A 14993-nucleotide genomic window follows, 5' to 3' on the forward strand; every position below is an offset into this window, starting at 1 on the left:
TGGGACACATGCCCGAGAACCGACGCACCTCGTCGCGGGGCAGCGGCCCGCGCGGGCGCACCGGCCCGGGCCGGGGCGGCGCCCCGCGTCCGGCCGCGCGCCCCGCGGCCGGGTCGACCACCCGTGCCGGCGCCCCGCGCCGTCGCCGCCCCCGCCCGACCGGTCGTGCCGCGGTGCTGGTGCTCGTGGTCGCGGTGCTCGCCGTCTCCTACGCCAGCTCGGCGCGGGCCTACCTGCAGCAGCGCAGCGAGCTCGACGCGCTGCGCGCCGAGATCGCCGAGACCGAGGCCAGCATCTCCGACCTCGAGCGCGAGATGCGCCGCTGGGAGGACCCCGCCTACGTCACCCAGGAGGCGCGCGAGCTCGGCTACGTGATGCCCGGCGAGACGTCGTACGTCGTGCTCGACGAGGACGGTGAGCCGCTCGAGCCCGCCGCCGAGCTCGCCGACCCCGACCAGGTCGGCCCCGAGGTCGAGCCGGCCTTCTGGGAGGACGCCTGGGCCTCGGTGCTGCTGGCCGGCAACCCGCCGCGCAACCCCGGCACCCCGCCCCTGACCGAGATCGACGGCTCCGAGGAGCAGCAGTGAGCGACCAGCCGGCCGACCGGCTGCCGGGCATCGACCCGGCCGACCAGGCGGTCGTCGACGAGCAGCTCGGCCGCTCGGCCAGCGGCATCGCCGAGGTCGGGCACCGCTGCCCCTGCGGCAACCCCGACGTGGTGACCACGGTGCCCCGGCTGCCCAGCGGCACGCCGTTCCCGACGACCTTCTACCTCACCTGCCCGCGCGCGGCCTCGCGCATCGGCACCCTCGAGGGGTCGGGGCTGATGAAGGAGATGGAGGCGCGCCTCGCCGACGACGAGGAGCTGGCCGCGGCGTACGCCGCCGCCCACGAGCGCTACCTCGCCGCGCGCACCGAGATCGGCCGGGCGGCCGGTCTCGACGTGCCCGAGATCGAGGGCATCTCCGCGGGCGGGATGCCCGACCGCGTGAAGTGCCTGCACGTGCTGGCCGGCCAGGCGCTGGCCCAGGGCCGCGGCGTGAACCCGCTGGGCGACGAGGTCCTCGACGCGCTGGGCGCCTGGTGGGAGCCGGGCCCGTGCGTGTAGCCGCGGTCGACTGCGGCACCAACACGATCAAGCTGCTCGTCGCCGACGTCGACGTCGAGGCCGGCACCACCACCGACGTGGTGCGCGAGTCGCGGATGGTGCGCCTCGGCGAGGGCGTCGACCGCACCGGTCGCCTGGCCGAGGCGGCCCTGGAGCGCACGTTCGCGGCCGTCGAGGAGTACGCCGCCCTGGTGCGCGAGCACCGGGTGGACCCGGCGCACACCCGGTTCTGCGCCACCTCCGCGACCCGCGACGCCGCCAACGCCGAGGAGTTCGGTGACGGCGTCGAGCAGCGCATGGGCGTGCGCCCCGAGGTGCTCAGCGGCGGCGAGGAGGCCCGGCTGGCCTGGGCCGGCTCGGTGCGGGTGCTGCGCGAGACCCCGAGCGCCCCGGTGCTGGTCGTCGACGTCGGCGGCGGTTCGACCGAGCTGGTGCTCGGCCACACGGGCGCCGAGCAGGACCGGCCCGACCAGGCGCACTCGATGGACATCGGCTCGGTGCGGCTCACCGAGCGGCACCTGCACTCCGACCCGCCGGGCGCCGCGGAGGTCGCGGCCTGCGTGGCCGACGTCGACGCCGTCCTCGACCAGTGCCCCGTGGCCGTCGGCGACGCCCTGAGCGTGGTCGGGGTGGCCGGGACGATCACCACCCTGGCCGCCGGCGTGCTCGGCCTGGCCGTCTACGACCGCGAGCTGATCGACCAGCAGGTGCTCGACGTCGCCGAGGTGCACCGCGAGTGCGACCGGCTGGTCGGGCTCAGCGTCGAGCAGCGTCTCGAGCTGCCCTGGATGCACCCGGGCCGCGCCGACGTGATCGCCGCCGGGGCGCTGATCGTGTCGAGGGTGCTGGCCCGCACGAGGGCCACCGAGCTGGTGGTCAGCGAGAGCGACATCCTCGACGGGATCGCGTGGGACCTGGCTCGACGTCGGGCCCAGCGGCTGGCCCGGCCACCTGCCTGAGGGTGGATTGAGGCGTCGCACCCCGGGGTAGGGGAACCGGGTCACCGACGAGAGGACCAGACCCATGAGCAAGATCTCGATGCTGATCGCCGCCGGCGCCGGCTACGTGCTGGGCGCCCGGGCCGGGCAGGAGCGCTACGAGCAGATCAAGGCGGGCGCTGCGCGCGTGCGCCGCGACCCGCGGGTCCAGGACGCCACCCAGCGCGCGACCGACACGGTCAAGGAGAAGGCCGCCGAGGCCACCGAGGCCGCGAAGCAGCAGAACTCGATGCCGCCGACCCCCTGAGGTCACCCAGGAGCACCGAGCACGACGAGAGCCGCCCGTCCCGGGACGTCCCGGGGCGGGCGGCTCTCGTCGTGTGGCGGCACAGGGCCGGGCAGGCCGCTCAGGGCGTGAAGACGACCTTGATCATCTCGTCCTGCTTGTCGCGGAACTTCGCGTAGGCCTCGGGCGCCTCGGCCAGCGGCAGCCGGTGCGTGACGAACTGCTCGGTGCCCAGCGGGTCGGCGTCGTCGACCAGCAGCGGCATGATGTCGTCGGTCCAGCGGCGCACGTTGGCCTGGCCCATCCGCAGCTGCAGCTGCTTGTCGAACATCTGCATCAGCGGCATCGGGTCGGCGGCGCCGCCGTACACGCCGAGCAGCGACACGGTGCCGCCGCGGCGCACGGCGTCGAGCGAGGCGTGCAGCGCCGCGAGCCGGTCGAAGCCGGCCGACATCATCAGCGGCTTGGCCACGGCGTCGGGCAGCAGCCCGACGGCCTTGATGGCCTTCTCGGCCACCGGGTTGCCGTGCGCCTCCATGCCCACCGCGTCGATGACCGCGTCGGCGCCGCGCCCACCGGTGCGGCTGCGGACCTCCTCGGCGACGTCGTCGACGGCGTCGAGGTCGATCGTCTCCGCGCCGCGCTCGCGCACCCGGGCCAGCCGCTCGGGCACGCGGTCGACGACGATGGTGCGGATGCCGCGGTGCATGGCGATCCGCGCGGCCATGTCGCCGATCGGTCCGGCGCCCATGATCAGCAGGGTGCCGTCGGCGGGGCAGTCGGCGTAGTCGACGCCCTGCCAGGCCGTGGGCAGCACGTCGGACAGGAAGAGGAACCGGTCGTCGGAGGGGCCCTCGGGCACCTTGACCGGCAGGAAGTCGGCGAAGGGCACGCGCAGCAGCTCGGCCTGGCCGCCGGGGACCGCGCCGTAGAGGCTGCTGTAGCCGAAGAGGCTCGCGCCGGTGCCGGACTCGCGGTTCTGGGTGGTCTCGCACTGCGAGTGCAGGCCGCGCTCGCAGGTCCAGCAGCTGCCGCAGCTGATGTTGAAGGGCACCACGACCCGGTCGCCGACCTTGAGCTGGCTGACCCCGGGGCCGACCTCGCGCACGATGCCCATCGGCTCGTGGCCCACCACGTCGCCGGGCGTCATGAACGGCGCGAGCGGCTCGTAGAGGTGCAGGTCGGAGCCGCACAGGCCGGTGCTGGTGACCTCGATGACCGCGTCGGTCGGATCCTGGATGGTCGGGTCCGGCACGTCCTCGACGCTCATCTTGCGCGGTCCCTGCCAGGTGACTGCCTTCATCGGCTCTCCTTCTCGCGTGGTGTCTGCATCGTCGGGGGTCCCTCGAGGGGCGTCCCTCCACCGTGCGTGGTCGCGGCGGCCGGACACGACATCCCTGCGGGTGATCCCGCTCCGGGCAGGCAGCCGCAGGCTGGGTCTGTCCGCACCCGACCAGGACGAGGAGCACGGATGAGCGCCGAGAGCGTGTGGTGGCAGCACCGGGGCCGGCCCCCGGCCCAGCCGGTCGACCCGGGGCAGCCCGGGCCCGACGAGACCTTCGACACCGTCGTGGTCGGCGCTGGCGTCACCGGCCTGACCACGGCCCTGGCGCTGGTGCGGGCCGGCCGCTCGGTGCTGGTCGTCGAGGCGCGCCACCCCGGCGCGGTCACCACCGGCCGCACCACCGGCAAGGTCTCGGCGCTGCAGGGCACGACCCTGTCCTCGCTCACGAGCAAGCACGGCTCCGGCGGGCGTCGGCGGCTGGAGGCCTACGTCGAGAGCAGCGTGGCCGCGCGCGACTGGGTGGCCGGCTTCTGCGAGGAGCACGGGGTGCCGGTGCAGCGCCGCGACGCCGTGACGTACGCCGCCGCACCCGACGAGGTGCCGACCGTGCGCGACGAGCACGAGGCGGCCGCCTCCCTGGGCCTCGACGTGCGCTGGCGCGGCACGCCCGACCTGCCGGTGCCGGCCCACGCGGCCACCGTGCTGCCCGACCAGCTGCAGATCGACCCCGTCGCGCTGGTGCTCGCGCTGCTCGACCAGGTGCGCGCCGGCGGTGGCCGGCTGCTGACCGGGCGCCGGGTCCAGCGGCTGCGCCAGCGCGGCGACGTGGTGCACGTGCTGGGCGAGGACGGCCTCGGCGTGCGGGGTCGGCACGTGGTGCTGGCGACCGGCACGCCCGTGGTCGACCGGCGTCTGCACTTCGCCCGGCTCACGCCCGAGCGCAGCTACCTGGTGGCCTACCGCCACCCCAGCCCGCCCGAGGTGATGGCGCTGTCGGCCGGTTCGCCGGGTCGGTCGTGGCGCGGCGGCGAGGTCGACGGGAGCGGGCTGCTGCTCGTCGGCGGCGAGGGCCACGAGACCGGCCGCGGCCCCACCGAGTCCAGCCGCGTCGACCGGCTGCGGTCCTGGACGGCCGAGCACTTCCCCGACGCGGTCGAGCTGGCCGCCTGGTCGGCCCAGGACTACGTCTCCCTCGACGGGCTGCCGCTGGTCGGCGGCCTGGGCTCGCCGACCTCGCGGGTCAGCGTCGCCACGGGCTACCGCAAGTGGGGCCTGACCAGCGGGGTCGCCGCCGGCCTCGCGCTGGCGGGGGAGCAGACCGGCGCCCCGGTGCCGTGGGCGGACGACCTCTACACCCGCGCGCCGCGGCTGCGTGACCTGCCGGCCTTCCTCGGCGTGCAGGCCGGGGTCGCCGCCGGTGAGGTCGGCTCGCTGGCACGCGGCGTACGCCGCCCGCCGTCGAAGGCGGCCACCGAGGCGGGCGGCTGCGCGGCGCTGCCGGTGTGCACCCACTTCGGCGGGACCCTGCGCTGGAATGACCACGAGCAGACCTACGACTGCCCGCTGCACGGCTCGCGCTTCTCCGCCGACGGCGAGGTGCTCGAGGGGCCCGCGACCCGGTCGCTGGCCCGGCTGCCGCGCCGGGGAGGTCGGCACGCGGGGGAGACGTCGTGAGCCGCGACCAGGTGCTCGAGGAGCTGCTGGCCGAGCACGGGCGCACCTACGCCGACCAGGCCGGCATCACGCTGCGCGACAAGCCCTCGCCGCTCTACTGCCTCTTGGTGCTGGCCACTCTGTCCTCGGCGCCGATCTCGGCCGACGTGGCGGCCGAGACCGCCCACGAGCTGTTCCGGGCCGGGTGGCGCACGCCCGAGAAGATGCGGTCGGCCACCTGGCAGCAGCGCGTCGACGCCCTGGGCCGCGGCGGCTACCGCCGCTACGACGAGCGCACCGCCACGGTGCTCGAGGAGGCGGCCGCCCTGCTGATGGAGCACCACGGCGGCGACCTGCGCCGGCTGCGCCGCGAGGCCGACGGCGACCGCGACGCGCTGGTCGAGGCGCTGCAGGAGTTCCCGCGGCTGGGCCCCACCGGTGCCCGGATCTTCTGCCGCGAGGCCCAGGCCGTGTGGCCCGAGCTGGTGCCGTTCTTCGACGACCGCGGCCTGGAGCGGGCCGGCGAGCTGGGCCTGCCCACCGACCCCGGCGCCCTGGCCGACACCGTCGGCGGCGACCCGGGCGAGGTGGCGCGGCTCTCGGCGGCGCTGGTGCGCTCGGCGCTCGCCGACGGCTGAGGTGACCTCCGACCTGCCTGGGCCGCCCGGGCCGTCCGGGCCGCTGCGGCGGCTCGAGGAACGGCTGGTCGACTGCCGGGCCTGCCCGCGCCTGGTCGCGTGGCGCGAGCAGGTCGCGCGCGAGAAGCGGGCGGCGTACGCCGACCAGGACTACTGGGGTCGCCCGGTGCCGGGCTGGGGCGCGAGCGACCCGCGCATCCTCGTCGTCGGGCTGGCCCCCGCCGCGCACGGCGCCAACCGCACGGGGCGGATCTTCACCGGTGACCGCTCCGGCGACTGGCTCTTCGCCGCCCTGCACCGGGTGGGGCTGGCCGCGATCCCGACCAGCACCCATGCCGGCGACGGGCAGGCGCTGCGCGGCACCCGGCTGGTCTCCGCGGTGCGCTGCGCGCCTCCCGACAACAAGCCCACGCCCCTCGAGCGCGACACCTGCGCGCCGTGGCTCGACGAGGAGCTGGCGCTGCTGCTGCCCGGCGTCGAGGTGGTGGTGGCGCTGGGCGCCTTCGGCTGGGCCGCGGCCCTGACGGCCCTGGCCCGGGTGGGCGCCGAGGTGCCTCGCCCGCGCCCGCGCTTCGGGCACGGCGCCGAGGTCCGCCTGCCCGTCGACGGGCGTGCGCTGCCGCTGCTGGGCTGCTACCACCCCAGCCCCCACAACACCGTCACGGGACGCCTGACCGAGCAGATGACGGACGAGGTGCTCGGTCGCGCCGCGGCTCTTGCGAGAATGACCGGGTGAGCACCGACCCCGCACCCACCAGCCTGCACGCCGTCACCGTCCTGGGCCACGACCGGCCCGGCATCATCGCCGAGACCACCGGTCGTCTCGCCGAGCTGGGCCTCAACATCGAGGACTCCACGATGACGCTGCTGAGAGGGCACTTCGCGATGACGCTCGTGTGCTCCGGCCCGGTGGGCGGCGCGGAGGTCGAGCAGGCGCTGGCCCCGCTGGCCGCCGACGGCGCCCTGACCGTCACCGTGCGCGACGTCGACGACGCGCACGCCGAGCCGGCCCCCGCGGGTCGGGGCACCAGCTGGCTGCTGACCGTGCACGGCGGCGACCGCGCCGGGATCGTCTCGGCGATCGTCGGACGGGTCGCCATGGTGGGCGGCAACATCACCGACCTGACCACCCGGCTGTCCGGCGACCTCTACCTCCTGGTCGCCGAGATCGACCTGCCCGCCGACGCCGACGCCGAGGGCCTCGAGCAGGCCATCGACGAGGCCGCCGCCGGGCTCGGGGTGCGGGCCACGCTGCGCGCGGCCGAGGCCGACGAGCTGTGAGCGAGCACCCGGTCGCGGCCTGGAGCGAGGACGACCTGGGCGTCGAGGGGCGCGTGCTCGACGTCGTACGCGCCCCGGCGCAGGTGCTCTCGACGGTGGGGGAGCGGGTCGACCCGTGCAGCACCGAGAGCGTGCAGCTGGCCGCCGACCTCGTCGCCACGATGCGGGTCAGCCCCGGTTGCGTGGGCCTGGCCGCCCCGCAGGTCGGGGTCAGCGCCCAGATGTTCTGCGTCGACGTCTCCGAGCACCCCAAGACCCGCGGCCACCACGGCACGTTCGTGCTGTGCAACGCCGAGGTCGTCGCCTCGAGCCGCAACGAGAAGGCGCGCGAGGGGTGCATGAGCGTCCCCGACCTCACCGGTGACGTGAAGCGGGCCTCCCGGTTGACCGTGCGCGGGCAGCTGCCCGGCAGCGGCCTGGAGGTCGAGGTCGAGACCAGCGCCTTCGAGGCCCGTGCCCTGCAGCACGAGATCGACCACTGCCAGGGGCTGCTCTTCGTCGACCGGGCCGCCGGTGCGCACGCGATCTACGCGCGCAAGACTTACCTCTGAGCCGCGAGGCTCGTGGCCCCTGTATCCCAATCGGCAGAGGAAACCGCCTTAAAAGCGGCTCAGTCTGGGTTCGAGTCCCAGTGGGGGCACCGCGAAACGGGAGTACTCTTCTAGGTGGGGAGGGAACCGAGCACCGGCCACTCATGCCCCCCATCTGTGGTCGGGAGCTCCAGCCCCCGGCAGGGCCGACCGCGGTGCCGCTGCGACCGCGAGAAATGTCCCCGGCCCTGCCGTCACCTCCCTCGGCGCCCTCACCACCCGCAGGGCTTGGACGGGACGCCATGATGGGCGGATGAGCGAGCACGACGAGCAGAGCCCGTGGAGCGCCCGCGCCTGGGACGAGCGGTACGCCGAGAAGGGCGCGATCTGGAGCGGGCGGGTCAACCCCCGCCTGGTCGAGCAGGCCGGTGACCTGCGGCCCGGCACGGCCCTCGACGTGGGCTGCGGCGAGGGCGGCGACGCGCTGTGGCTGGCCGCGCGCGGCTGGAAGGTCACCGGGGTCGACCTGTCGCAGGTGGCGCTCGACCGCGCGGCGGCCCGGGCCGCCGAGGAGGGCCTCGACGTCGACTGGCGCCGCGCCGACCTCGTCGAGGAGCCGGTCCCGGGTGGGCCCTACGACCTGGTCTCGGTCTTCTTCCTGCACGTGCCGCGCCCGGTCTTCGACGACCTGTACGCCGCCCTGGCCGCGGCCGTCGCGCCCGGTGGGTCGCTGCTGGTGGTCGCGCACCACCCCGACGACCAGCACACCGGCGTACGCCGCCCGCAGGGCGAGGACCTGCTCTTCGGGCCCGGCCGGGTCACCGACCTGCTCGACGAGGCCGCGTGGGAGCTGCGGGTCGTCGACACCCCCACCCGCACCCAGGACCTCGACGGTCAGCCGGTCACCGTCACCGACACCGTCGTGCACGCCGTACGCCGCTGACCCGACCCGGTTTCTCAGCGACTTCACAGCCACCTCGTCACGATCCGGGAACGTCCGCGCCCACCCCGGCGTTGGACTGGTGGAACCACTACAGTGGATCCACCACAGCGGCCGTCGACGCGGCCACCACTCGGCCTCCAAGGAGAGACCAATGAAGAGCAACAACCCGGTGTTCTCGCGCTCGGAGGAGTTCAACCGCTCCGGCGCGAACGCCTACGGCAACCAGACGTACGCCGGGGGCTACGGCTCCGACCCCTCGACGTGGGGCACCGGCACCCCCGGTGACACCGGCCACGCCGGCCCGCAGGCGCCCGCGGCCCCCATGACCATCGACTCGGTGGTCCAGAAGACCTCGATCACGCTGGGCATCGTCCTCGTCACCGCTTTCGCGACCTGGGTCCTCACCCCTGACCTGCGCGACAACACCGAGGCCGCCGGCGGGCTGTACCTGGCCCTGATGATCGGCAGCTTCGGCGCCTTCGCCCTGTCGATGGTCAACTCCTTCAAGAAGGTCGTCAGCCCCGGCCTAGTGCTGGCGTTCGCGGCCCTCGAGGGCGTGGCGATGGGTGCGTTCTCGAAGTTCATCGAGCAGACCTTCGTGCCCCAGGGCTCCGGCTCGATCGTGATGCAGGCGGTCATCGGCACCTTCGCCGCCTTCGCCGGCACCCTGGCCGCCTACAAGTTCTTCAACATCCAGGTCGGCAACAAGTTCCGCACCTTCGTGGTCGCGGCCATGTTCGGCATGGTGGCCCTGGGCCTGCTCGAGGTCGTCCTCGGCATGTTCGGCAGCGCGATGGGCTTCCTGGGCTTCGGCCCCCTGGGCCTGGTCTTCGCGGTCGGCGGCCTGGTGCTCGGCATCTTCATGCTCATCCTCGACTTCGACTTCGTCGAGCAGGGCGTGGCCAACCGGATCCCCGAGCAGGAGTCCTGGCGCGCGGCGTTCGCGCTGACCGTCAGCCTGGTCTGGATCTACACCAACTTGCTGCGCATCCTCGCGATCCTGCAGAACGACTGATCCACACCGCAGCACACGAAGGCCCCCGGAGCACTGCTCCGGGGGCCTTCGTCGTACGTCGGTGCGGCCGGGTGACGTGTCAGGCGTCGGCCTGCGCGGCCAGGTCGCTGGTCGCGTCGCCGCCGGCGGTGTCGTCGTTCTCGTCGGGGGTCTCGCCGGCGGTCGCGGGGCGGCGCCGGCGGTGCCGCAGCTCGACCCACAGCCCGCGGACCCCGCGGCGGTCGCCGCCGACCTGGGTGCCGTCGAGCTCGGTGCCGGGGGTCTTGACGGCCTGGATGGCCGCGTCGGTGATCGGCAGGACGCCCTCGCCGCGCAGGGACTGCAGCGACTCCTCGTCGGCCTCGATCACGCCGAGCGCGGCCAGCACGCTGGGCAGCAGCACGGTGACCAGCGAGCGGTAGCCGGTGGCGGAGGGGTGGAACTGGTCGGGGCCGAAGAGCAGTGCGGGCGCGGCGGCGAACTCCGGGCCGAGCACCGAGCCGAGCGAGACGGTGCGCCCGCCCTCCTCGATGACCGCGATGGTCTGGCCCGCGGCCAGGCGGCGCGACCACGAGCGGGCCACCTGCTTCAGCGGCGGCGCGATCGGCTTGAGGGTGCCCAGGTCGGGGCAGGTGCCGACCACCACGGCGACGCCGGCCTCGTGCAGGCGGCGCACGCCCTCCTGCAGGTGCCGGATCGAGGTGGCGGGCGGGACGATGTGGGTGACGTCGTTGGCGCCGACCAGGATCAGCGCGACGTCGGGCTCGATCGGCAGGGCCCGGTCGATCTGCTCGTCGAGGTCGGAGGTCTTGGCGCCGACCACGGCGAAGTCGCGCAGGTAGACGCGGCGGTCGGCGTGCTCGGCCACGCCGCTGGCCAGCAGCGCCCCGGGGGTCTGCTCGACGCGCTCGACGCCGTAGCCGGCCGCACTGGAGTCGCCGAGCAGGGCCACCTTGATCGCGGGGCCGGGCCGGCCGCGGCCGTACCAGCCGGTCGGGTCGGGCGGCGGCTCCTCGAGGATCGGCCCGATGGTCTTGCGGGCCAGCTTGGCCTCGGCCGTCAGGACGCCGTAGAGACCTGCGCCCAGCACGGAGAGCCCGCCGCCGCCGTAGGCCGCGGCGGACGCGAGCTTGCGTGCTGCTGCTGCCTTCCCCACACGGCGAGTGTAGTGACCGCGGGGGCTCCGTCCGGACCACCCCGGAGACGCCGGCCGCCGCGTGGGGGTCGTCACGTTTGGTCGCGGCGCCCCCGGCCGTCCTAGATTGTGGACATGCAGTACGTCGACTCCGTCCTGGACCTGATCGGCAACACCCCGCTGGTGCGCCTGAGCCGCACCCTCGACGGGCTGGCCGACGGCCCCGTCGTGCTGGCGAAGGTGGAGTACCTCAACCCCGGCGGGTCGGTGAAGGACCGCATCGCGACCCGGATGATCGAGGCCGCCGAGGCCTCCGGCGAGCTGCAGCCGGGCGGCACGATCGTCGAGCCGACCTCCGGCAACACCGGCGTCGGGCTGGCGATGGTGGCCCAGCAGAAGGGCTACAAGTGCGTCTTCGTGTGCCCCGACAAGGTCAGCGAGGACAAGCGCAACGTGCTGCGGGCCTACGGCGCCGAGGTCGTGGTCTGCCCCACCGCGGTCGCCCCCGAGCACCCCGACTCCTACTACAACGTCTCCGACCGGCTCGCCTCGCAGCCCGGCGCCTGGAAGCCCAACCAGTACGCCAACGAGCACAACCCGCGCAGCCACTACGAGACCACCGGCCCCGAGGTCTGGGAGCAGACCGAGGGCCGGATCACCCACTTCGTGACCGGGATGGGCACCGGCGGCACGATCTCGGGCGTCGGGCGCTACCTGAAGGAGCAGAACCCGGAGATCCAGGTCGTCGGCGCCGACCCGGCGGGGTCGGTCTACTCCGGCGGCGACGGGCGGCCCTACCTCGTCGAGGGCGTGGGCGAGGACTTCTGGCCCGAGACCTACGACCGCTCAGTGGCCGACCGGGTCATCGAGGTCTCCGACGCCGACTCCTTCGCGATGACGCGCCGCCTGGCCCGCGAGGAGGCGCTGCTGGTCGGCGGCTCCTGCGGCATGGCCGTGGTGGCTGCTCGCCAGCTGGCCCACGAGCTGGCCGAGCAGGGCCGCACCGACGCCGTGGTCGTCGTGCTGCTGCCCGACTCCGGGCGCGGCTACCTGACCAAGATCTTCAACGACGAGTGGCTGGCGCAGTACGGCTTCGCCACCTCCGACGGCGGCGACGTCTCGCGCACCGTCGGCGAGGTGCTGCGCGGCAAGTCCGGGCGGCTGCCCGACCTGGTGCACACCCACCCCAACGAGACCATCGCCGAGGCCGTTGCGATCCTGCAGGAGTACGGCGTCTCGCAGATGCCGGTCGTGCGCGCCGAGCCACCGATCGTGGCCGCCGAGGTCGCGGGCTCCGTCTCCGACCGGGCCCTGCTCGACGCGCTGTACGCCGGCCACGCCCACCTGACCGACCGCGTCGAGGACCACATGTCGGCGCCGCTGCCGACCATCGGCGCCGCCGAGGAGGCCACCGACGCGGTGCGCCTGATGGAGAGCGCCGACGCGGTGCTGGTGCACGAGGACGGCAAGCCCGTGGGCGTGCTGACCCGCCAGGACTTGCTGGCGTTCCTGGCCCGCGCCTGAGGCCGCTCGCCCTCCGACCGCTGGGTGGGACCGAGGTGGCCGCGGAGCCGCCGTCCAGGCTAGTGTGAGAACACGTTCTAGTTCTGGAGGGCGCATGTCCGCACCTGCCATCGAGGGGTGGTTCACCACCGGCCCCGACCCCACGCTCACCGGCGAGCGGTGCACCACCTGCACCACGGTCTACTTCCCGCCGACGATCGCCGCGGCCGGGTTCTGCCGCAACCCCGCGTGCGGGGGCGAGGAGTTCGAGCGGGTGCCGCTCTCGCGCCGCGGCCGGGTGTGGTCCTACACCGACGCGCAGTACCAGCCGCCGCCGCCCTACCCCGCGCCCGAGCCCTTCGAGCCGTTCGCGCTCGCCGCTGTCGAGCTGCCCGAGGGCATCGTCGTGCTGGGCCAGGTCGCCCGGGGCTTCGGCGTCGCCGACCTGCGCGTGGGCGCCGAGGCCGAGCTGGTCGTCGAGCCCGAGGCCGTGGGCGGCGCCCTGATGTGGAAGTGGCTGCCCCTGGGGTCGGGCCACGTCACCGAGCTGGGCGAGGAGGCCGACCAGTGAGCACCGCGCACCCGCGCGGCGTCGCCGTCGCCGGGGTGGGCATGCACCCGTGGGGCAAGTGGGGCCGCAGCTTCGTGCAGTACGGCGTGCACGCCGCCCGCCAGGCGCTCGGCGACGCGGGCGTCCCGTGGACCGACGTCGACCTGGTGGTCGGCGGCGAGACCGTGCGCAACGGCTACGCCGGCTACGTCGCCGGCTCCACGTTCGCCCAGGCGCTGGGCTGGAACGGTGCGCGGATCGCGACGTCGTACGCCGCCTGCGCCACCGGTGCCCAGGCCCTCGACACCGCGCGGGCCCGGATCCTCGCCGGGCTGTGCGAGGTGGCGCTGGTGGTCGGCGCCGACACCACGCCCAAGGGCTTCCTGGCCCCTAACGCCGGTGAGCGCTGGGACGACCCCGACTGGCTGCGCTTCCGGCTGGTGGGCATGACCAACCCGGCCTACTTCGCGATGTACGCGCGCCGGCGGATGGACCTCTACGGCGCGACGCCCGAGGACTTCGCGCAGGTGAAGGTGAAGAACTCGCGGCACGGACTGGCCAACCCGAACGCCCGCTACCGCAAGCAGGTCAGCGTCGCCGACGTGCTGGCCAGCGCGGTGGTCAGCGACCCGCTGCACCTGCTCGACATCTGCGCGACCTCCGACGGTGCCGCCGCCGTGGTGCTCGTCTCCGACGACTACGCCCGCCGGCACGGCCTCGACGAGGCGGTGCGGATGAGCGCCGTCTCCACGGTCACGCCGACCTTCCCGAACACCGTCCTCGACATGCCGCTGCTCTCCACCGACGCCAGCGGCGGGCACGAGCCCGCGCACACCTTCAAGGAGTCGTTGGCCGTCGCGGCCTACGAGGAGGCCGGCATCGGTCCCGAGGACGTCGACGTCGCCGAGGTCTACGACCTCTCGACTGCCCTCGAGCTCGACTGGATCGAGGACCTCGGCCTGTGCAAGCGCGGCGAGGCCGAGTCCCTGCTCAGGGCGGGGGAGACCACGATCGGTGGGCGGATGCCCGTCAACCCGTCGGGAGGCCTGGCCTGCTTCGGCGAGGCCGTGCCCGCCCAGGCCCTCGCCCAGGTCTGCGAGCTGACCTGGCAGCTGCGTGGGCAGGCCGAGGGTCGTCAGGTCGAGGGGGCACGGGTCGGCATCACCGCCAACCAGGGCCTCTTCGGCCACGGCTCCGCGGTGGTCCTGGTCCGTTAGAGGAGCCCGGCGAGCCCGGTGGGGGAGGGCAGCACCATCAGCAGCAGGTCGGCCTCGCTCTCGGGCAGCCACGGCGGCCGGATGCTGCCGACCTGGCGCCAGCCGCGGTGCCGGTAGACGTCGATGGCGGTGCCGTGGTCGGTGACCACGTCGAGCACGGGGGTGCGCCCCTGCTCGTGCAGCCAGGCCACCGCGGTGTCGAGCAGCAGGCCGCCGATCCCGGTGCCCCGCACGGACAGGTCGGTGAAGAGCACCTCGACGATGCCGAGGCCGGCGGTGTCGTCGACGGTGAGCGCGTCGAGGAAGGCCCGCTCGACGTCGCCGCGCGGGCGGCCCACGCCCACGTGCCCGACGACGCGTCCGTCGAGGACCGCCACCCAGGCGCGCTCCTGCCCGTCGCGCTCGATGAACTGCTCGACCGGGAAGGGCAGCGGCCAGCGCATCGGGTACGACGACGTGGGCTGCTGCTCGCCGAGCGAGCGCACCAGCGTGGGCAGGTCGCAGCGCTCGCGGGGACGCACGACGGGGGAGGGGAGCACCGCGCCATCCTGCCCTCGCGAGCCCCGCCGGGCGGCCTCCCCGGGGGTGGGAACGCCTCGAATTGACGCTTCCGGGACAGCCGACCTAATGTTCTTCTCGTTGCCCCGGCAGCCGGCCGAGAGGCCCGGCCGGAGCAGCAGCAGGACCCGAGGCAACCGCCTCAGACTTCCAGCAGCAGGACTCGCTGGCAGGTCTGTCGGTGTGCCTGGGGGCGGATGCTCGCCAGCCGAGTATCGCGCAGCTCCTCGAGTTGACGCGGTACACCCGGACGGGTAAGTTTCTGCAGGTTGCCCCGCCGCTGGTGCCGAGAGGTGCTGGGACGGTGTGCGTCTGATTCTTGAGAACTCAACAGTGTGTCATAGTCGACGAATTAGTTTGTTATGCCCCGTCGA

17 protein-coding genes and 1 tRNA gene are annotated in these 14993 nt (G+C 74.2%); 15 read left to right on the top strand and 3 right to left on the bottom strand.

The annotated features are described in order from the left end of the window. Window positions 1-8 precede the first annotated feature (8 nt). The 4 genes from QWJ41_RS16885 to QWJ41_RS16900 all read left to right on the top strand — a co-directional run bounded on the left by QWJ41_RS16885 (window position 9) and on the right by QWJ41_RS16900 (window position 2353). On the top strand, window positions 9-587 hold the full coding sequence (locus QWJ41_RS16885; protein ID WP_302709580.1) for an FtsB family cell division protein: 579 nt from the start codon (window positions 9-11) through the stop codon (window positions 585-587). Then, the gene (locus tag QWJ41_RS16890; protein WP_439117342.1) at window positions 584-1108 is read left to right on the top strand and encodes a DUF501 domain-containing protein; all 525 of its coding nucleotides are present in this window, start codon (window positions 584-586) and stop codon (window positions 1106-1108) included. Before QWJ41_RS16885 ends, QWJ41_RS16890 begins: the two co-directional genes overlap by 4 nt. Continuing rightward, window positions 1099-2067 carry a Ppx/GppA phosphatase family protein gene (locus tag QWJ41_RS16895; protein WP_302709581.1) on the top strand — a complete coding sequence of 323 codons (969 nt, stop codon included), beginning with the start codon at window positions 1099-1101 and terminating at the stop codon, window positions 2065-2067. Before QWJ41_RS16890 ends, QWJ41_RS16895 begins: the two co-directional genes overlap by 10 nt. A gap of 64 nt (window positions 2068-2131) precedes the next feature. Continuing rightward, window positions 2132-2353: a hypothetical protein gene (locus QWJ41_RS16900; protein WP_302709582.1), complete on the top strand. Its 222-nt coding sequence runs from the start codon at window positions 2132-2134 to the stop codon at window positions 2351-2353. Between the two features lie 100 nt (window positions 2354-2453). Here QWJ41_RS16900 and QWJ41_RS16905 read toward each other — a convergent pair whose 3' ends face one another. Continuing rightward, on the bottom strand, window positions 2454-3635 hold the full coding sequence (locus QWJ41_RS16905) for a zinc-dependent alcohol dehydrogenase (RefSeq protein ID WP_302709583.1): 1182 nt from the start codon (window positions 3633-3635) through the stop codon (window positions 2454-2456). 168 nt (window positions 3636-3803) lie between these two features. Between QWJ41_RS16905 and QWJ41_RS16910 the strand changes: the two genes are divergently transcribed. From QWJ41_RS16910 to QWJ41_RS16945, 8 genes are all read left to right on the top strand, one after another. Further along, window positions 3804-5291 (top strand): FAD-dependent oxidoreductase, encoded by a 1488-nt coding sequence (locus QWJ41_RS16910; protein WP_302709584.1) that lies wholly within the window; start codon window positions 3804-3806, stop codon window positions 5289-5291. After that, window positions 5288-5908, top strand: a complete 621-nt coding sequence (locus QWJ41_RS16915) for an endonuclease (protein WP_302709585.1) — start codon at window positions 5288-5290, stop codon at window positions 5906-5908. Before QWJ41_RS16910 ends, QWJ41_RS16915 begins: the two co-directional genes overlap by 4 nt. A 1-nt stretch (window position 5909) precedes the next feature. Continuing rightward, a complete protein-coding gene (locus tag QWJ41_RS16920; RefSeq protein ID WP_302709586.1) occupies window positions 5910-6644 on the top strand; it encodes a uracil-DNA glycosylase in 735 nt (244 codons plus the stop codon). Beyond that, entirely contained in the window at window positions 6641-7189 is a 549-nt protein-coding gene (locus QWJ41_RS16925) for a glycine cleavage system transcriptional repressor (RefSeq protein ID WP_302709587.1), read from the top strand. Before QWJ41_RS16920 ends, QWJ41_RS16925 begins: the two co-directional genes overlap by 4 nt. After that, entirely contained in the window at window positions 7186-7740 is a 555-nt protein-coding gene (def, locus tag QWJ41_RS16930) for a peptide deformylase (protein ID WP_302709588.1), read from the top strand. Before QWJ41_RS16925 ends, def begins: the two co-directional genes overlap by 4 nt. 15 nt (window positions 7741-7755) lie before the next feature. Then, window positions 7756-7829: transfer RNA gene (locus QWJ41_RS16935), tRNA-Leu, on the top strand. 203 nt (window positions 7830-8032) lie between these two features. After that, a complete protein-coding gene (locus QWJ41_RS16940; RefSeq protein WP_302709589.1) occupies window positions 8033-8662 on the top strand; it encodes a class I SAM-dependent methyltransferase in 630 nt (209 codons plus the stop codon). 151 nt (window positions 8663-8813) lie between these two features. Next, window positions 8814-9677: a Bax inhibitor-1/YccA family protein gene (locus tag QWJ41_RS16945; RefSeq protein ID WP_302709590.1), complete on the top strand. Its 864-nt coding sequence runs from the start codon at window positions 8814-8816 to the stop codon at window positions 9675-9677. Window positions 9678-9756: 79 nt separating this feature from the next. Here the strand turns inward: QWJ41_RS16945 and QWJ41_RS16950 are convergent, their stop codons facing one another. Beyond that, window positions 9757-10812, bottom strand: coding sequence for an SGNH/GDSL hydrolase family protein (locus QWJ41_RS16950; RefSeq protein ID WP_302709591.1), 1056 nt, complete (start codon window positions 10810-10812; stop codon window positions 9757-9759). Window positions 10813-10926: 114 nt separating this feature from the next. On the opposite strand from QWJ41_RS16950, the gene QWJ41_RS16955 reads away from it, so the two are divergent. From QWJ41_RS16955 to QWJ41_RS16965, 3 genes are all read left to right on the top strand, one after another. After that, on the top strand, window positions 10927-12315 hold the full coding sequence (locus QWJ41_RS16955; RefSeq protein WP_302709592.1) for a cystathionine beta-synthase: 1389 nt from the start codon (window positions 10927-10929) through the stop codon (window positions 12313-12315). Window positions 12316-12409: 94 nt separating this feature from the next. Next, window positions 12410-12865 (top strand): Zn-ribbon domain-containing OB-fold protein, encoded by a 456-nt coding sequence (locus QWJ41_RS16960; RefSeq protein ID WP_302709593.1) that lies wholly within the window; start codon window positions 12410-12412, stop codon window positions 12863-12865. Continuing rightward, window positions 12862-14061 carry a lipid-transfer protein gene (locus QWJ41_RS16965; RefSeq protein WP_302709594.1) on the top strand — a complete coding sequence of 400 codons (1200 nt, stop codon included), beginning with the start codon at window positions 12862-12864 and terminating at the stop codon, window positions 14059-14061. The genes QWJ41_RS16960 and QWJ41_RS16965 overlap by 4 nt, the downstream gene beginning before the upstream one ends. Here the strand turns inward: QWJ41_RS16965 and QWJ41_RS16970 are convergent. After that, window positions 14058-14600, bottom strand: a complete 543-nt coding sequence (locus tag QWJ41_RS16970; RefSeq protein WP_302709595.1) for a GNAT family N-acetyltransferase — start codon at window positions 14598-14600, stop codon at window positions 14058-14060. The two genes, QWJ41_RS16965 and QWJ41_RS16970, sit on opposite strands and share 4 nt — an antisense overlap. Between the last annotated feature and the right edge of the window lie 393 nt (window positions 14601-14993).

This window comes from Nocardioides cremeus, from assembly GCF_030518195.1.
Classification (GTDB): Bacteria; Actinomycetota; Actinomycetes; order Propionibacteriales; family Nocardioidaceae; genus Nocardioides; species Nocardioides cremeus.